This is a genomic window from Microbacterium sp. RURRCA19A, from assembly GCF_900156455.1.
Lineage (GTDB): Bacteria > Actinomycetota > Actinomycetes > Actinomycetales > Microbacteriaceae > Microbacterium.
This window is the reverse complement of the sequence record NZ_FTNQ01000001.1, coordinates 504,762-522,853: the sequence shown is the minus strand read 5'-3', so window position 1 is coordinate 522,853 and position 18,092 is coordinate 504,762. Positions and strand designations below refer to the sequence as shown.

Annotated in this window: 14 protein-coding genes; all 14 read right to left on the bottom strand. The window is 70.8% G+C overall.

Annotation, left to right across the window (positions count from 1 at the left end; translation table 11 throughout):
* Window positions 1-30: 30 nt before the first annotated feature.
* Complete coding sequence (gene gmk, locus BW982_RS02535) at window positions 31-945, bottom strand: guanylate kinase (RefSeq protein ID WP_076490511.1); 915 nt, start codon at window positions 943-945, stop codon at window positions 31-33.
* Window positions 938-1,798, bottom strand: coding sequence for an orotidine-5'-phosphate decarboxylase (gene pyrF / locus BW982_RS02530; protein ID WP_076490510.1), 861 nt, complete (start codon window positions 1,796-1,798; stop codon window positions 938-940). The genes gmk and pyrF overlap by 8 nt, the downstream gene beginning before the upstream one ends.
* Window positions 1,795-5,082: a carbamoyl-phosphate synthase large subunit gene (gene carB, locus BW982_RS02525; protein ID WP_076490509.1), complete on the bottom strand. Its 3,288-nt coding sequence runs from the start codon at window positions 5,080-5,082 to the stop codon at window positions 1,795-1,797. The genes pyrF and carB overlap by 4 nt, the downstream gene beginning before the upstream one ends.
* The gene (carA, locus tag BW982_RS02520) at window positions 5,075-6,247 is read right to left on the bottom strand and encodes a glutamine-hydrolyzing carbamoyl-phosphate synthase small subunit (RefSeq protein ID WP_076490508.1); all 1,173 of its coding nucleotides are present in this window, start codon (window positions 6,245-6,247) and stop codon (window positions 5,075-5,077) included. The genes carB and carA overlap by 8 nt, the downstream gene beginning before the upstream one ends.
* Window positions 6,244-6,747 (bottom strand): PH-like domain-containing protein, encoded by a 504-nt coding sequence (locus BW982_RS02515; RefSeq protein ID WP_076490507.1) that lies wholly within the window; start codon window positions 6,745-6,747, stop codon window positions 6,244-6,246. The genes carA and BW982_RS02515 overlap by 4 nt, the downstream gene beginning before the upstream one ends.
* Entirely contained in the window at window positions 6,744-8,066 is a 1,323-nt protein-coding gene (locus tag BW982_RS02510; RefSeq protein WP_076490506.1) for a dihydroorotase, read from the bottom strand. Before BW982_RS02510 ends, BW982_RS02515 begins: the two co-directional genes overlap by 4 nt.
* Complete coding sequence (locus tag BW982_RS02505) at window positions 8,063-9,031, bottom strand: aspartate carbamoyltransferase catalytic subunit (protein ID WP_076490505.1); 969 nt, start codon at window positions 9,029-9,031, stop codon at window positions 8,063-8,065. The genes BW982_RS02510 and BW982_RS02505 overlap by 4 nt, the downstream gene beginning before the upstream one ends.
* Window positions 9,028-9,558, bottom strand: coding sequence for a bifunctional pyr operon transcriptional regulator/uracil phosphoribosyltransferase PyrR (gene pyrR, locus BW982_RS02500; RefSeq protein ID WP_076490504.1), 531 nt, complete (start codon window positions 9,556-9,558; stop codon window positions 9,028-9,030). The genes BW982_RS02505 and pyrR overlap by 4 nt, the downstream gene beginning before the upstream one ends.
* Window positions 9,559-9,831: 273 nt before the next feature.
* A complete protein-coding gene (locus BW982_RS02495; RefSeq protein WP_076490503.1) occupies window positions 9,832-11,409 on the bottom strand; it encodes a Rieske 2Fe-2S domain-containing protein in 1,578 nt (525 codons plus the stop codon).
* Between the two features lie 92 nt (window positions 11,410-11,501).
* The gene (locus tag BW982_RS02490) at window positions 11,502-14,450 is read right to left on the bottom strand and encodes a DEAD/DEAH box helicase (protein WP_076490502.1); all 2,949 of its coding nucleotides are present in this window, start codon (window positions 14,448-14,450) and stop codon (window positions 11,502-11,504) included.
* Window positions 14,451-14,724: 274 nt separating this feature from the next.
* Window positions 14,725-15,135: a transcription antitermination factor NusB gene (gene nusB / locus BW982_RS02485; RefSeq protein WP_076490501.1), complete on the bottom strand. Its 411-nt coding sequence runs from the start codon at window positions 15,133-15,135 to the stop codon at window positions 14,725-14,727.
* Between the two features lie 2 nt (window positions 15,136-15,137).
* Window positions 15,138-15,698 (bottom strand): elongation factor P, encoded by a 561-nt coding sequence (gene efp, locus BW982_RS02480; protein ID WP_076490500.1) that lies wholly within the window; start codon window positions 15,696-15,698, stop codon window positions 15,138-15,140.
* Window positions 15,699-15,779: 81 nt separating this feature from the next.
* A complete protein-coding gene (locus BW982_RS02475; protein ID WP_076490499.1) occupies window positions 15,780-16,238 on the bottom strand; it encodes a type II 3-dehydroquinate dehydratase in 459 nt (152 codons plus the stop codon).
* 13 nt (window positions 16,239-16,251) lie between these two features.
* A complete protein-coding gene (locus tag BW982_RS02470) occupies window positions 16,252-18,078 on the bottom strand; it encodes a sugar phosphate isomerase/epimerase and 4-hydroxyphenylpyruvate domain-containing protein (protein ID WP_076490498.1) in 1,827 nt (608 codons plus the stop codon).
* Window positions 18,079-18,092 lie beyond the last annotated feature (14 nt).

The following is an 18,092-nucleotide window of genomic DNA, read 5'->3' as shown; positions in this document are numbered from 1 at the left end:
CGCCCGACGGCGCCGAAGCATCCTCGTATTCTATCCGACGTCGGGGCGACGTGCGGCGAGGGCCACGACCTCGGCCGCGGCGTGGGCGACTTCGTCGTTCACGACCCGGTAGTCGAACTCGTTCTGCGCCGCGAGTTCCGTCCGGGCGGTGCGGAGTCGGCGCGTGCGCTCCTCGGCATCCTCGGTCCCCCGACCGACCAGACGCTGGACGAGTTCGTCCCAGCTCGGCGGCAGCAGGAACACCAGCGTGGCCGACGGATCGGCCGCGCGCACCTGACGGGCGCCCTGCAGGTCGATCTCGAGCAGCGCCGTGCCGCCCGCCGCGAGCACGCGGTCGATCGGCTCTCGGGGCGTGCCGTACCGGTGCGTGTTGTGCACGGTCGCCCACTCCAGCAGCTCCCCCGCCGCGATCAGCCGGTCGAACTCGGCATCGTCGACGAAGTAGTAGTGCTCGCCGTCCACCTCACCCGGGCGCGGCGCTCGGGTCGTGGCCGAGACCGAGAGGTGGATCTCGGGGAAGTTCTCCTTGATGTGGGCCGCGACCGTGCCCTTGCCGACCGCGGTGGGGCCGGCGAGCACCACCAGGCGGCTGCGCCCCTCGCGCGGACCGGGCTCGGGCCACCGGGCGTCGAGGTAGTCGCGGAGCGCATCGCGCTGGCGCGAGCCCAGACCACCCAGGCGCTTCACCGGTGAGATCCCGAGCGAGGTGAGGATGCGGTCGCGCTTGCTCTCGCCGATCGCGGGGATCGCCGTGAGGAACTCGGTGACGCGCATCGCCCCGGCCGCGGACAGCGGGTCGGCGAGTCCGCGGCGCAGAAGCTCCTGCGGCGTGATCACGCGCGTGGACACGTCGCGTTTCAGCGCGGCGCGCTCGCGGCGCGCGGCGACCGCGCGACGCGAGGCCGCCGCCCGGTCGACCTCGGGGGGACGGCGCGAATCAGCCATGCAGGGCCTCCCGGTACAGGTCGGCACGCGCCTCGATCCGGTCTGCGAGCCGGGCGGGGCCGACGGCCAGAACGCTCCGGCTCTCGTTCGCCACGACCGCCTTCGCGACGTAGCCGAACAGACGGCGGAGATCGGCCGGATCCGCACCCTGCGCTCCGAACCCGGGAGCGAGGATCGGCATGCCGGCCAACGCGACGTCGCCCAGACCGAACGCGGCGCGGTCGACGGTGGCACCGACCACGACGCCCACCGGACCCAGGGCCCCGGGCGCGCCGATGTTCGCCTGGTTCACGTCGTGCGCCACGCGCGCGGCGACGTGTTCGTGATCGCCCACCGCCAGGGCGTCGTCGACGATCGCGCTCTGCACCGCCCGCGCCTCGGGATTGCTCGTCGCCGTCAGCACGAACGCCCCCTTGCCGTGGCGGACCGCGAGCCCGAGCGTCTCGCGCAGCGAGTCGGCACCGAGATACGGCGTCAAGGTGACGGCATCCGCCTCGAGAGGAGAACCGGGCTCGAGCCAGGCGTGGGCATAACCCTCCATGGTCGTGCCGATGTCACCGCGCTTCGCGTCGGCGACGACCAGCAGGCCCGCCGCGCGCGCGGCGGCCATCACGTCCTCCAGCGCCGCGAATCCGCGGGAGCCGTAGCGCTCGTAGAACGCCACCTGCGGCTTGACCACGCCGACGCGACCGGCGGCGGCGTCGACCACGCGCAGACCGAACTCGCGCGCGCCGTCGGCGGTGGCATCCAGCCCCCACGCCGACAGCAGCGCGGCGTGAGGGTCGATGCCGACGCACAGGGCGCCGTGGGTCTCGAGGGCAGCGGCCAGCCGCTGACCGAACGTCTCGCTCACAGGCGACCCGCGCGGTCGACGGCGTATTCCTGGAGGCTGCGCACCGCGAAGCCGTCCTTCATCGCACCGAGGGCGCTCACCGCCGCGCCGAGGACCGCCATCGTGGTGAAGAGCGCCTTGTCGGCGGCCACGGCCGCGGCGCGGATCTCGTAGCCGTCGGCACGTGCGGTGCCACCGGAGGGCGTGTTCACGATCATGTCGATCTCGCCGGCGTTGATCAGGTCGACCACGTTCCGCTGGCCGGAGCCCTGCGTCTCGGAGTACTTCTCCACGACCTGCACCCGGATGCCGTTGCGCGCCAGGATCTCCGCCGTCCCCTCCGTCGCGAGCAGCGAGAAGCCGAGCTCCTGCAGCCGGTGGGCGGGCAGGATCACCGCGCGCTTGTCGGCGTCGGCGACCGAGATGAACACGGTGCCCGAGGTCGGCATCCCGCCGTACGCGGCCTCCTGCGACTTCGCGAACGCGGTCGGGAAGTCGCGGTCGATGCCCATGACCTCGCCGGTCGAACGCATCTCGGGGCCGAGCACCGAGTCGACCGTGTGGCCGTCGGCGGTGCGGAACCGCTTGAACGGCAGCACGGCCTCTTTCACGGCGACCGGGGCGTCCAGCGGAACGCGGGATCCGTCCTGCTCGGGCAGCAGGCCCTCGGCGATCAGCTCGGCGATGGTGCTGCCGGCCATGATGCGGCTGGCGGCCTTCGCGAGCGGGATGCCGAGCGCCTTCGACACGAACGGAACGGTGCGGCTCGCGCGCGGGTTCGCCTCGATGACGTAGAGGACGCCGGCCGAGATCGCGAACTGCACGTTGAGGAGCCCCCGGACGCCGACGCCCTTCGCGATCGCGAGGGTCGCCTCGCGGACCCGGTCGACCTCGGTGCGGCCGAGCGAGACCGGCGGCAGGGTGCAGGACGAGTCGCCGGAGTGGATGCCGGCCTCCTCGAGGTGCTCCATGACGCCGCCGATGTACAGGTCGGTGCCGTCGTACAGCGCGTCGACGTCGAGTTCGATCGCGTCGTCGAGGAAGCGGTCCACGAGGAGCGGCAGCCCGGGTCCGATGATCGCCTGGTCGGCGACGCGCACGAAGTAGTCGCGCAGCGCCTCGGTCGAGTAGACGATCTCCATGCCGCGGCCGCCGAGCACGAAGCTCGGGCGCACGAGCACCGGGTAGCCGATCTCCTCGGCCACGGTGACCGCGCCCTCGACGTCGATGGCCGTGCCGTTGCGGGGAGCCACGAGACCGGCCTCGTCGAGCAGGCGGGAGAACAGCTCGCGCTCCTCGGCGAGGTCGATCGCCTCGGGGCTGGTGCCGAGGATCGTGTAGCCGGCGGCTTCGATGCCCTTCGCCAGGCCCAGCGGCGTCTGACCGCCCAGCTGGCACACGACGCCGAGGATCGCGCCGGACTGCGACTCGGCGTGGAGCACCTCGAGCACGTCTTCGAGCGTCAGCGGCTCGAAGTACAGGCGGTCGCTGGTGTCGTAGTCGGTCGACACGGTCTCGGGGTTGCAGTTGACCATGACGGTCTCGTACCCGGCGTCCGACAGGGCGAACGAGGCGTGCACGCACGAGTAGTCGAACTCGACGCCCTGCCCGATGCGGTTCGGCCCCGAGCCGATGATGACGACCTTCGTCCGCTCCGACGGGGTGACCTCGGTCTCCCAGTCGTAGCTGGAGTAGTGGTACGGCGTCAGCGCCGGGAACTCCCCCGCGCAGGTGTCGACGGTCTTGTAGACCGGGCGCACGTCGAGCGCGTACCGGATGCCGCGCACCTCGGCCTCGTCGAGCCCGCGGATCTCCGCGATCTGGACGTCGCTGAAACCGTGCTCCTTCGCGAGGCGGAGGGTCTCGGCATCCAGTTCTCCGGCGTTGCGGATGATCTCGGCGACCTCGTTGATGAGCACGATCTGGTCGATGAACCAGGGGTCGATCGCCGTCGCGTCGAACGCCTGCTCGGGCGTCGCGCCCTTGCGCAGGGCCTGCTGCAGCACGACGATGCGGCCGTCGGTCGGGCGCTTCGAGATCTCCAGCAGCTCGTCGACGGACCGGGACTCCTCGCCCCAGTGGAAGCTCGAGCCGCGCTTCTCGAGCGAGCGCAGCGCCTTCTGCAGCGCCGTGGTGTAGTTGCGGCCGATGGCCATGGCCTCACCGACCGACTTCATGGTGGTGGTGAGAGTGGTGTCGGCGGCGGGGAACTTCTCGAAGTTGAACCGCGGCACCTTGACCACGACGTAGTCGAGCGTGGGCTCGAAGCTCGCCGGGGTCACCTTGGTGATGTCGTTCGGGATCTCGTCGAGGCGGTAGCCGATCGCGAGCTTCGCCGCGATCTTCGCGATCGGGAACCCGGTCGCCTTCGAGGCCAGCGCGCTCGAGCGGGACACGCGCGGGTTCATCTCGATGACGATGATGCGGCCCGTCTTCGGGTCGACGGCGAACTGGATGTTGCAGCCGCCGGTGTCGACGCCCACGGCGCGGATGATGTCGATGCCGATGTCGCGGAGTTTCTGGTACTCGCGGTCGGTCAGCGTCAGCGCGGGGGCCACGGTGATCGAGTCACCCGTGTGCACCCCGACCGGGTCGACGTTCTCGATCGAGCAGACGACCACCGTGTTGTCGGCGGTGTCGCGCATGAGCTCGAGCTCGTACTCCTTCCACCCGAGGATCGACTCCTCGAGCAGCACCTCGTTGGTGGGCGAGTCGTGCAGGCCCGCGCCGCCGATGCGGCGGAGGTCGGCTTCGTCGTACGCGAAGCCCGAGCCGAGACCGCCCATGGTGAAGGAGGGACGCACGACCAGCGGGTACCCGAGCTTCTCCGCACCGGCGAGGAGCTCGTCCATCGAGTGGCAGATGACGGATGCCGCGACGTCGGCGCCGGCCTCCAGCACCAGCTCCTTGAAGATCTGGCGGTCCTCGCCGCGGTTGATCGCGTCGAAGTCCGCGCCGATGAGCTCGACGTCGTACTTCTCGAGGATGCCGCGCTTGTGCAGCTGGATCGCCGCGTTCAGGGCCGTCTGGCCGCCGAGCGTGGGGAGCACGGCATCCGGCTTCTCCTTCGCGATGATCGACTCGATCACTTCGGGGGTGATCGGCTCGATGTACGTCGCGTCGGCGAAGTCGGGGTCGGTCATGATCGTCGCCGGGTTGGAGTTGACGAGGATGACCCGCACGCCCTCCTCGCGGAGGACGCGGCACGCCTGGGTGCCGGAGTAGTCGAACTCGCAGGCCTGACCGATGACGATCGGGCCGGAGCCGATGACGAGGACGGAGTGGATGTCGTCGCGCTTAGGCATTCTTCTTCGTCTCCTGGGTCGCGAGCACCATGTCGCGGAAGCGGTCGAACAGGTAGTTGGCGTCGTGCGGGCCGGCGGCGGCCTCGGGGTGGTACTGCACGCTGAACGCCGGGATGTCGAGGGCGCGGAGCCCCTCGACGACGTTGTCGTTGAGGCCGATGTGGCTCACCTCGACGCGGCCGTAGCCGTTCGGGCTGTCGACGACGGCGTCCAGGGGGGCGTCGACGGCGAAGCCGTGGTTCTGCGAGGTGATCTCGACGCGACCGGTGGTCTTGTCGAGCACGGGCTGATTGATGCCGCGGTGGCCGAACGGCAGCTTGTACGTGCCGAAGCCGAGCGCGCGACCCAGCAGCTGGTTGCCGAAGCAGATGCCGAAGAACGGCAGCCCGTCGTCGAGCACCGCGCGCAGCAGTTCGACGTGCTGGTCGCTCGCGGCCGGGTCGCCCGGGCCGTTGGAGTAGAACGCCGCGACCGGCTCGATCGCGCGGATCTCGTCGATGGTCGCGGACTGCGGGAACACGTGCACGTCGAACCCGCGGGCCGCGAGGTTGTCGATCGTGGACTGCTTGACACCCAGGTCGAGCACGGCGAGGTTGCCGACGCGCTCGGCGGTCGCCGGGGTCACCTCGACCTCGGTGACCGAGACCTCGGCGGAGAGGTTGCGGCCGGCCATGCCGGGGGCGGCGAGCACACGACGCAGCTGCTCGTCGGCATCCAGGTTCGCGGCCTCGCCCGAGAAGACGCCGCCGCGCATGCTGCCCTCGGAGCGGATGCGGCGCGTGACGGCGCGGGTGTCGATGCCGGAGATGCCGACGATCCCGTCCTCGACGAGGGCGTCGTCGAGCGACCGGTCGGCGCGCCAGTTCGAGACGACGCGGGAAGGGTCGCGCACCACGTAGCCGGCGACCCAGATGCGGCGGGACTCGGGGTCTTCGTCGTTCACGCCGGTGTTGCCGATGTGCGGGGCGGTCTGCAGCACGATCTGGCCGGCGTACGAGGGGTCGGTGAGGGTCTCCTGGTACCCGGTCATGCCGGTGGCGAAGACGACCTCGCCGAAGGTCTCGCCGCGGGCGCCGTAGGCACGGCCGGGGTAGCGGGTGCCGTCCTCCAGCACGAGGACGGCGGGTTCGCGCGAGATGCGCGGAGGGGAGATCAGGGCGGTCATGCGTCGCTTCCTGTCGTGATGATGAGCGGACGGATGGCATCGGCGAGGGCTTTCGCCGAGGCATCCTGAGGTCGGAGGTAGGTGTCGACGACGGTGTCGTCGTCGATGCGCCAGCTGACGCGCGTCAAGCCGTCGCGCTCGACCACGCGGTCGATGGCGACGGTGGCCTGAGCTGCGTCGACGAGGCGGTCGCGGAGAAGCGCGATGCGGGGCTGGCCCGGCAGGTCGAGGGCGATCCCGGCCGAGGTGACCGTGACGTCCACGCGGGAGCGGAACCCGAGGCCGCGGATCGCGAGGCGTTCCAGGGGCTCGTCGTGACGCGTGGTCGCGACGTAGAGCCCCGGGAACACGCCCCACTCCTCGGCGCCGTCGGGAAGCTCTCCCACCGGGGCGGAGTAGCGCGCATCGCGCCGCGTTCGTCGGAGCCACGCCACCGCGAGGAGGACCAGGATCACCAGCGCGACGCCGGCCATCACCAGCAGTGCGCCCTCGCGCGTCACGCGAGCACCCCCGGAACCTCCAGAACAGCGCCGTCGACGACGGTGGGGATGCCGGAGCGCACGGTCCAGCGGATCTCGCCCGGCAGCTCGCGTCCGAGGTACGGCGAGTTCTTGCTGCGACCGCGCAGGTCGTCGAGCCCGAACGTGCGGGCGGGGCGGGGATCGTAGAGCGTGAAGCTCGCGGACTGACCGGCGCCCAGAGCGGTGCCGTGACCCTCGAGCCGGCCGATGCGGGCGGGCGTGCGGGACATCACGCGTGCGACGTCGGTCCACTCCATGAGCCCCGTCTCGACCATGGCCTGGTGGACGACGCGCAGGGCGCTCTCGAGCCCCACCATGCCGTTCGCGGCCGCCGCCCACTCGCACGACTTCGCCTCGGCGGGGTGCGGCGCGTGGTCGGTCGCGACGATGTCGATCGTGCCGTCGGCGAGGCCCTCGCGCACCGCGAGCACATCCTCCTCGCGGCGCAGCGGCGGGTTGACCTTGTAGCGGGCGTCGTAGTCGCGCACCAGTTCGTCGGTCAGCAGCAGGTGGTGCGGGGTCACCTCGGCGGTGACGTTGACGCCCCGCTTCTTAGCCCAGCGGATGATGTCGACCGACCCGGCGGTGGACAGGTGGCACACGTGCAGGCGCGAGCCGACGTGCTCGGCCAACAGCACGTCGCGGGCGATGATCGACTCCTCGGCGACCGCGGGCCAGCCGGTGAGACCGAGCTCGGCGGACACCGCGCCCTCGTTCATCTGCGCGCCCTCGGTGAGGCGCGGGTCCTGCGCGTGCTGCGCGATGACGCCGTCGAACGCCTTCACGTACTCCAGTGCGCGCCGCATGATGAGCGGGTCGAAGACGCAGAAGCCGTCATCGCTGAAGACGCGGACCCGGGCACGCGAATCGGCCATCGCGCCGAGTTCGGCGAGCCGCTCGCCCTTCTGCCCGACAGTGACCGCGCCGATCGGCTGCACGTGGACGTAGCCCGCCGCCTCACCGAGGGCGAGCTCCTGCTCGACGACCCCGGCGGTGTCGGCGACCGGCGAGGTGTTCGGCATCGCGAAGACGGTCGTGAAACCGCCCGCCGCCGCCGCCCGCGAGCCGGTGGCCACGGTCTCGGATGCCTCGTACCCCGGCTCGCGCAGGTGCACGTGCAGGTCGACGAGCCCGGGCAGGGCGATGAGGCCGTCGGCATCCACGACCGTCGCTCCCGCGTGCGAGAGGCCGGTGCCGGTCTCGACGATGACGCCGTCGCGCACGAGGAGGTCGGTGGCATCCTGCCCCTCGATCCGCGCGCCGCGCACCAGGAGGGTGTGGGAGGGGGCGTGGCTCATCGAAGGTCCTCTTTCTCGGAGTCGGTCCGCGCGCCTGCCAGCAGCAGGTAGAGCACGGCCATGCGCACGGAGACGCCGTTCGCCACCTGCTCGAGAACCGTCGAGCGCGGCGAGTCGGCGGCTTCGGCGGAGATCTCCAGGCCGCGATTCATCGGGCCCGGGTGCAGAACGATGCTACCGGTCGGCAGGGCGTCCAGGCGTCGCGCGTCGAGTCCATAGCGGCGGGAATACTCCCGTTCAGTGGGGAAATACGCGGCATTCATGCGCTCGAGCTGGATACGGAGCATCATGAGCGCGTCGGGACCGGCGGCGATCGCGCGATCCAGGTCGTAGTCCACCTCGACGGGCCAGCCGCTGACGTCCTGGGGCACGAGGGTCGGCGGGGCGACGAGGGTCACGTGCGCGCCGAGGGTGTGCAGCAGCCACACGTTCGACCGCGCGACGCGCGAGTGCAGCACGTCGCCGACGATCGTGACCCGGATGCCGTCCAGCCCCCGGCCGCGGCTGTCGTCGCCGTGCAGGCGCTTGCGGATCGTGAAGGCGTCGAGCAGAGCCTGCGTGGGATGGGCGTGCGTGCCGTCGCCGGCGTTGACGACCCCGGCGGTGATCCAGCCGGATGTCGCCAGAGTGCGCGGGGCGCCGGAGGCGCCGTGGCGGATGACGACGGCATCCGCCCCCATCGCCTGCAGCGTCTGCGCCGTGTCCTGCAGCGACTCGCCCTTGCTGACGCTGGAGCCCTTCGCGGAGAAGTTGATGACATCGGCGCTCAGGCGCTTGGCGGCCGCCTCGAACGAGATGCGGGTGCGCGTGGAGTCCTCGAAGAAGAGGTTCACGACGGTCTTGCCGCGCAGCGTCGGGAGCTTCTTGACCTCGCGGCGCTGGGTGTCGGCCATGTCCTCGGCGACGTCGAGGATCTCGAGCGCTTCGGCGCGGGAGAGGTCGCGGGTGTCGAGCAGGTGCCTCATGATTCGATCGTCACCTCTTCGATGCCGTCGACCTCGGCGAGGCGCACGTTCACGCGCTCGTCGCGGGCGCTCGGCAGATTCTTACCGACGAAATCGGGCCGGATCGGCAGCTCACGGTGACCGCGGTCGATGAGCGTCGCGAGGCGGACCGCGGAGGGACGCCCGATGTCCTGCAGGGCGTCCAGGGCCGCGCGGATGCTCCGGCCCGAGAACAGCACGTCGTCGACGAGCACGACGGTCTTGCCGTCGATGCCACCGGCGGGGATCCGCGTCGTCTGGGGCGCGCGCGTGGGGTTGCGGTGCAGATCGTCGCGGTACATCGTCACGTCGAGGGCGCCGACCGGGACGGCCGCTCCCCCGAACTCGCTGATCAGCGGCGCGATGCGCTCGGCGAGGGTGACACCCCGCGTCGGGATCCCGAGGAGCACGAGTCCTTCCGGTCCTTTGTTGGACTCCAGGATCTCGTGCGAGATTCGCGTCAATGCGCGGGCGATGTCGGCATCGTGCATCACTGTGCGCGTGCTCATCCGCCGCTCCCTTCTCCGCCTCACAGGACGGGGTTAAAGGTTGCCGTGGTTCTCCCCCAGTGTAGCGGGTGCGGGTGGTGGTCGCCGGGCGCGCCTGCTGTGTGCCCCGGCTGCGGCGCGACTGCGGGCCCGTGCGCCCCGGGGGCGGCGCGGGCGCGCCTGCGGGTGATAAACGCGATCTGCGACGAGAAACGCGGGGAGAGCGCGTGTCTCGTCGCCGATCCCGTTTATCACGCAGGGGCGGAACGCCTTCGGCTTCGGGATCTGCGCGACTCAGCCCGCCGCGACCTCGGCGGCGGCCTTCTCCTTCGCGAGGCCGGACGGCGTCGAGCGGATGGGGTGTCCGGTCGTGGTCAGGCAGCGGCCGGAGGCGAGGTCCCACTTCCAGTCGTGCAGCGAGCACGTGAGGACGCCATCCTCGATCTTGCCGGTCATGGTGAGGTCGGCGCGCAGGTGCGGGCACCGACGCTGCACGGTCCAGCCGTCGATCTCGGCATCCTCGGTCTGGTCGGACTGCTCGGCGTACCAGTTCTCGACGTACTCGATGCGGTCACGCGACAGGCACTTGAGGAACGTGGTGAGGAACTCGTTGAACTTGCCCGAGCGCCCGACCTCGAACTGCATCGACAGGAAGATCGAGTTCGACCAGTCGATCTCGTGATCGCGGATGTTCGTGGACACGAGGTCGGCGGGGATCGTGTACCAGTAGATGCACTCCTCGCCCGCGTACTCGCGCAGCTTCGCCTTGGGGAAGTCCACGACCATGTCGAGCTCGCCGATCCGGAATCGCACCATGCCGCCCACGCCGTTGCGGATCGTGCGGGCACGGCGCAGCAGCGGCTCCCACCACGCCTTCAGAGCCGCGAGCATCTCAGCCGGCGGGATGATCTCGGCACGGGATGCCTCTTCGGCCTGGATCTCGGCCTGACGGCTGTCGCGCTGCTCGGCGAGGTAGTCCCACTTGTCGCCGAAGATGCGCTCGATCTCGGCGTCGGTGTACATCGTCTGCGTCACCGTCACCTCCGAACCCTGCACGTCGACCTCGGTGCCGGGGAGGAAGAGGTGACCCTTCTGATCGGGCCGCTGCTCCTTCATGTACGCGAGGAACTCGCGCTGATCGGTGAAGATCGAGTCGTCGTCGAGGCCGGTGCCGTTGTAGCGGAACAGTGCCTCGCGCAGGAACATGGGCGGGCCCGCCATCGGGAAGACGTGCGCGGCGTCGACCTTCTCGATGTAGTGCATCGCGCGCTTGTTCTGCGCGTCGCGCTTGAGCTGTGCGAAGTGCTGCTTCGAGTCCTGCGGCAGGTCGTAGACCATGGGCCACCAGATGGCTCCGGAGACCTGGGTGAAGTAGGCGTCGGGCTTGCTGAACGACATCAGCGTCTCGAGGTCGAGGGGGTGCGAGTCGTTCTGGTTCAGGATGGATGCCGTGCCGTCGTCGAGCGAGAGCGACGAGTCACCGATGGGTCCGTCCGAGGGTGCGCGAAGCGGGGTGATCATGAGCTTCAGGTCGCCGAACTGCAGCGGCACACCCGCCTCGGTGCGGACGAGGTTGGTGTACCCGAGGGCGACGAGGTCCTGCTCGAGGTCGTCGGTCGGGTACTCGGGAAGAAGGACCTTGATGTCCTTGGAAACGTATCGCTCGAGCATCGCCGGATCGAAGTGATCGCGATGGCGGTGCGAGATGTAGAGGAAGTCGGCGTCACCGAAGCGCTCCCAGTCGAGCGCGCGGTTGTCGGGGAACGGGAACCATGAGCCGAAGAAGCTCGGACCGATCACGGGGTCGCAGAGGATGCTGCCGCCCGCGGTCTCGATGAACATTCCCGCGTGGCCGAGGCCGGTGATCTTCATTTCGCTCCTGTCCGTGAGAACCCGTCGAGTCTACGCGGGGGTCGCTGTGCCCGCGGTGGGCACAAGGTCCCGAGCCGCCCGGCCCGCGCCCCTCACCCGCCGAGGATGCCCCGGATGTCGTCGGCGTCCAGCGCGTTCGCGAACGCCTCGCCGTCGTCGAGCACGGCGCGCGACAGGGCGGCCTTGCGCTGCTGCAGTTCGAGCACCTTCTCTTCGACGGTGCCCGCGGCGATGAGCCGGTAGACGAACACGCTGTTCGTCTGACCGATGCGGTGCGTGCGGTCGATGGCCTGCGCCTCGGCGGCCGGGTTCCACCACGGGTCGAGGAGGAACACGTACTCGGCCTCGACGAGCGTCAGGCCGAAGCCGCCGGCCTTGAGGCTGATGAGGAACACCGGGGCCTCCCCTCCACGGAACCCCTCGACGACCTCGCCGCGCCGGGAGGTCGAGCCGTCGAGGTGCGCGTAGGCGAGGCCGGCGGCATCCAGGCGTTCCGCCGCCAGGTCGAGGAACGTCGTGAACTGACTGAAGACCAGCGCACGATGACCCTCGGATGCCACCTCGACCAAACGCTCGAGCAGCACGTCGAGCTTCGCCGACCCGAGGTGGGCGTCGCGCTCGTCGACGAGGCCGGGGGCGAGCGCGAGCATCCGCAGCAGCGTGATCGAGCGGAACACGATGAATCGTTGCCGGTCCAGATCGTCGAGGAGGCCCAGGACCTTCTGCCGCTCGCGCTGCAGCACGCGGTCGTACAGCTCGCGGTGCGCCGGCGCGAGCGGCACCGCGATGGTCTGCTCCTGCTTGGGCGGCAGATCGGCGGCCACGACGTCCTTCGTCCGGCGGAGCAGGAACGGGCGCACGCGCGAACGCAGCCGTGCGAGACTCCCGCGACGGTGGGCCTCGGCCGCGGCGGCCGACAGCTCGGTCGGGGCGTCGGACGGCAGCTGCTCGATCGCGCGGACGTACTCCTCGCGGAACCGACGCGCCGAGGGATAGAGTCCCGGAGCCGTGAGGGCGAGGAGCGCCCACAGGTCGTCGAGGCCGTTCTCGATGGGCGTGCCGGTGACGGCGAACACCGAGTCCGCACGGAGCGCCGCCACCGCACGGTGGATCCGTGTCGCGGGGTTCTTCACGAACTGGGCCTCGTCGAGCACCACGCCCGCCCACTCGGGCACCGCGAACTCGACGTCGTCGGTGCGGACCACCCCGTACGGCGCGACCACGATGTCGGCGTCGCCGGCGAGTTCGGCGACCGCGCGCGTCCGGCGGACGGCCGTCGCCTCGATCGTCACCACGCGCAGGGCGGGGGCGAAGCGCGCGGCCTCGGCGCTCCACGTCGGCAGCACCGACGTCGGTGCGACGACGAGCCACGGCCGCCGCTCCCCGGCCGCCCGCGCATGGGCGATGAGCGCGAGGATCTGGACGGTCTTACCGAGCCCCATGTCGTCGGCCAGGATGCCGCCGAGCCGGTGCGCGTGCAGCAGCGCGAGCCACGCGAGACCCTCGCGCTGGTACGGACGGAGTTCGGCGCGGAAGCCGGGCGGGGTCGACACGGCGGGGACGGATGCCACGTCGCGCAGCGCCCGCGCGAGGTCGCGCCACTCGCCGGCGGCGGTGGATTCATCGGCCAGGTCTTCGAAGTCGCTCCAGAGAGCGAGGTGGCGGCGCGGGATGCGCGGACCGGTCTCCCATTCGTCGAGCTCCGCGGCCTCCTCGAGGAGATCCCGCAGCCTCTGCAGCGACGGGTGCGCGAGCGAGAACCACGCCCCGTCGGAGAGCTTGATGCGGGTGCGACCCCGCGAGAGCGCCGTGAACAGGGTTCCGAACGGGATCGTCCGCCCGTCGATCACGACGACGATGCCGAGGTCGAACCAGTCGCGGTCGGGCGACGGCACCGCCGTGATCGTCAGCGACGGGTCGCCGCGCAACTCCCGGAATGCCGGAACGCTCCCCCGGGTCACCACCCGCACGTCGTCGAGGAGGTCGAGCGCGGGCAGCACGCGCGTCGCGAGGACGGCGGCATCGGCGTCGCGCAGCAGCGCCCGGGCTCGGACGGGGAGGTCGGCGCGCTCGGCCCACGTCGTTTCGACCCGGCCCGCGATCTCGCCCTCGGCGCGGGAATCGCGCTCGGCGTCGGCGGGCGTGCCGTACGCCGCGCGGATGCCGCCCGGATACACCCAGTCGAGCGCGTACTCGACGGACTCGTCGTCGCGGTACGACACCGTCACTTCGAGCGTCGGTCGCGGCGGCGGAGGTGCGGGGACGCCCGTGGCCACGGCCAGCGGCACCCGCCGCGCGAGCCGCGCGTACGTGCCGGCGAGGAACTCCCCCGCGTCCTCGGCGGGCACGACGACGGGGCCGTCGACGAGCAGCGCCGACAGCGGGGCGGGCAACGACACCGGGGCGAGCGTCACCGGAATCGGGTCGCGGTCGACCTCGAACGCGAAGACCCCCGCCGTTCCGAGCGGCCGCACGTGCGCGGCATCCACTTCTCGTCCGTCGATCTCGACCGTCGCTCGGAGGCGGAGTGCGCCCTCACCGCCGGACTCGACCGACACCCGAGCCGCCGCCTCGTCTGTCAGCCGCACGCTCTGCTGCGGGTGCATCGCCACGAGCGGGATGCCGAGCCTCGCCGCCGCGCGCAGGTGCGGCCAGAGCAGGGGCGAGGCGATCGCGTCGAGCGCGACGGTGTCGTTGGCGGCGACGAACGGCCCGGTCGTGCGCATCGCCTGCGCGAGCGCGTGGAGCTCGGCGAACCAGCCGACGTGCGCCGGGTCGAAGCGGCCGGTGGACCGGCGGACCGCGTCCCACGTGGCATCCGCACGGATCCACGTCTCACGCGCGCCGCGGACGAGCGGCCGGGCGACGAGCTGCAACTCGTCCTGCCGCCGCGCGAGCATGCGGGGCGTGACCGGGTCGACGGAGCGCGCTTCCCAGCGGGACGGGTCGTACGCCTCGCGCTGGCGCAGCTCGATGCCGAGCGCCAGGGCGTCGAAGGCCGCTCGCTCGGTGTCGGGCAGGAGGCCACGCCAGTCGCTCATGCGGCGATCCTGTCGCAGGCGTCCGACATCGCGAGGCACCGGCTCCGCCTCGGCGTCAGCGTCGCGGGGGCGTGCGAGCGTCGATAAACGCGATCGGCGACGAGACACAAGCCGCCGTCGCGTTTCTCGCCGTGGATCGCGTTTATCGGCATCTGGGGATGCCACGCCGCCGCCCGCAGACGCCGCGCCACCGCCCGGGCCGCGGCCGGTAGCCGCAGACGCGACGACGCGACCCGCGAGGAACGCGGGCCGCGTCGGAACACGTCGACGGGGGTCAGGACGCGCGGGCGATCCGGGCGAGGACGCCGTGCACGAACGAGCCGGAGTCGTCGGTCGAGAACTCCTTCGCGAGCTCCACGGCCTCGTCGATCGCGACGGCCGTGGGCACCTCGTCGTTGTAGAGGATCTCCCACGTGCCGATGCGCAGCAGGGCGCGATCGACGGCGGGCATGCGCTGCAGCGACCAGTCCTTCGCGAACGTCGTGATCTGCTCGTCGATGGCGTCGCGGTTGTCGATGACACCGTCGACGATGTCGCGGGCGTACAGCCACGATGCCTGACGGTCGGGCTCGGACGCGGCGCGCTTGGCCTCGACCGCGAGCATCACGGGGAGCTCTTCACCGCGGACGTCGGCCTGGAACAGGATGTCGAGGGCGCGCTTGCGCGCCTTGCTACGGGCGCTCAACGTCAGCTGATGCGGCCGAGGTACTCGCCGGTGCGAGTGTCGACCTTGATCTTGGTGCCGGTCTCGAGGAACAGCGGAACCTGCATCTCGTAGCCGGTCTCGACGGTGGCGGGCTTGGTGCCGGCCGAGGAGCGGTCGCCCTGGAGGCCCGGCTCGGTGTAGGTGACCTCGAGCACGACGGACGGCGGGAGCTCGATGTAGAGCGGGTTGCCGTTGTTCAGCGCGATCTGCACCTGCTGGTTCTCGAGCAGGAAGTTGGCGGCGTCGCCGACGGTGGCGGCACCCACGGTGATCTGGTCGTAGTCGGCGACGTCCATGAAGACGAAGCCCTCGCCGTCGTTGTACAGGTACGTGAAGTCGCGACGGTCGACGTTCTCGATGTCGATCTTCGCGCCGGCGTTGAACGTCTTGTCGACGACCTTGCCCGACATGACGTTCTTCATCTTCGTGCGGACGAACGCGCCGCCCTTGCCGGGCTTGACGTGCTGGAACTCCACGATGCTCCAGAGCTGACCGTCGATGTTCAGGACGACGCCGTTCTTGATGTCTGCGGTGGATGCCATGAGCTTCGATGTTCCGTTTCGTGAGTCGGTGGGGCGTCGCGTCGGCGCTCGCCCAGCGATCGAGTCTACGCGATGGGTCGCTCAGCCGTCGGCGCGGCCGCTGATGACGTCGACGAGGAGGTCGACGGCCCGCGCGTACCCGGGGACGCCCTCGCCGATCACGTGCACGGCGGCGACGTCCTCGATGTAGGAGAAGTGCCGGAAGCTCTCGCGCTCCTTGATGTTCGAGATGTGCACCTCGGCGATGGGGAGGGCGACGGATGCCAGCGCGTCGCGCAGCGCGACCGAGGTGTGCGTCAGCCCTCCGGCGTTGATCACGATGCCCGCGCAGTCGAGCCGGGCGGCGTGGATCGCGTCGATGAGCACGCCCTCGTGGTTGCTCTGGATCGCGCGGACTTCGAGGCCGTGCCGGTCGGCCGCCTCGGTGGTCACGCGCTCCACGTCGGCGAGGGTGTCGTGCCCGTAGATCTCGGGCTGGCGTGTCCCGAGCAGGTTGAGGTTCGGACCGTTGACGAGAAGGAGGCGGCGCGGCGTGCTCACCCGAGGCACGCTATCAGCGTCCCCGCTGCGCGGTCAGGCGCACCGGCGCGGTACCCGCGGCGAACCCGGTGTAGTCCCCGATGCGTTCGACGAACTCCAGGAACACCTCGCCGAGGGTTTCGGTGTAGAAGTGCAGGTATTCGCCCGCGGCATCCCGGTCGTAGCCGAGATGCAGGTCGCGGAGCTCGTCCACGAACCCGTCGGGAAGGTCGAAGCGGGCGGCGATGTCGTCGTAGTAGTTCGCCGGCATGGTGAGCGGCTGGAACCCGCGGGCGCGGGCCGCACGGGCCAGAGCGCGCACGTCGGCGCAGCGGAACGCGGCGTGCTGCGGCAGCACCGCGCTCCCTTCGGCACCCCGCTCGGCGAGGATCGGCGGCGCGACGTTCAACGGGATGCGGATCGCACCGTTCGGCGCCGTGAGGACGCGGCTCTCCACCAGTCCTTCGGGTCCGGGCACCTCGGTGCGACTGTCGAGCGACAGGGCGAATCCGGCGGTGTAGAACAGCGTCGACTCCTCGACCACCTGCCAGGGCTGGGTGAGGCTGATGTGATCGACCGCGAGGATCGGGCTCTCGCGTGGCGGCTCGCCGTGCTCGAACTCGCGCACCCACGCCGGGTCGCCCTCGTCGGCGGCCTGTGCCCAGTAGATCTCGGTGCCGTCGGGGGCGACGGCGCCGTCGAGACGCTCTTCGCGGGCGTAGGTGCGTCGATAGGCCCGCGGTACGCGCAGGTCGTGCAGGCGCAGGTCGACCGCCTCGGCGTCGTCGACTTCGAAACCGATCGCCGCGAGCCGGGGCGCCCGGCCGCGGGCGTGCTGCTCGTTGAGGATCACCCGCGCCTCCCCCGCGCTCCACAGCGTCACGGGTTTCGTGCGGTGCCGACCGCGCGGGGTGAAGCCGAGCTGCGCGAGCAGCTCCTCCACGGCGGAGGTGTCCTCCGCCGTGATCTCGACGAAGTCGACGTCCGACGGCGCAGCCGAGTCGGGCAGCATCGCGATGTCGGGGCGGTCGGCCGTGGCATCCGGAGCGAACCGAGCGACCGCGTCCTCGAGCCACCGGAGCGACCGACGCGCGTGCAGCGCGGTGCGGCGCGGGTCGGTCTGCCGGAACGTGTCGTTGAAGACCTCGAGCGACCACGGGCCGGTGTAGCCCGCCGCCACCACACGCGCGGTGAAGTCGGCGAGGTCGAAGCCGCCCTCGCCGGGGAAGAGCCGGTGGTGCCGGCTCCATGACAGCACGTCCATGGTCAGGAGCGGTGCATCCGCGAGCTGCACGAAGAAGATGCGGTCGCCGGGGATGTCGGCGATGTCGGCGGGGTCATGGCCCCGCGAGAGCATGTGGAACGAGTCGAGGCAGATGCCGACCGCGGGGTGGTCGGCGAGCTCGACGATGCGCCAGGCACGGCGGTAGTCGTCGACGTAGCGTCCCCACGCGAGGGCTTCGAAGGCGATCCGGATGCCATACCCCTGGGCCAGATCCCCGAGACGTCGGAGCTGGCTCGCCGACACCGCGTCGTCGTCGATCGTCGCGGTGGCGACGTTGCTGCAGCACAGCACGAGATCCATGCCCAGGCGCCGCATGAGGCGGAACTTCGCCTCGGCCCGCCGCAGGACGCCGGCGAACGTCTCCTCGTCCACGCCCTCGACGTCGCGCAGGGGCTGGTACAGGTCGAGACTCAGGCCGAGGCGCGCGGCGAGGGCGGCGATCTCCTCGGGGCTTTCGGGGGCTGCCAGCAGGTCGGGCTCGAAGATCTCGACGCCGTCGAACCCGGCGGCGGCACAGGCGTGGAGTTTGTCGGCGAGGGTGCCGCTGACGCACACGGTTGCGATCGAGGTCTTCATGGGCGCCGAATGTA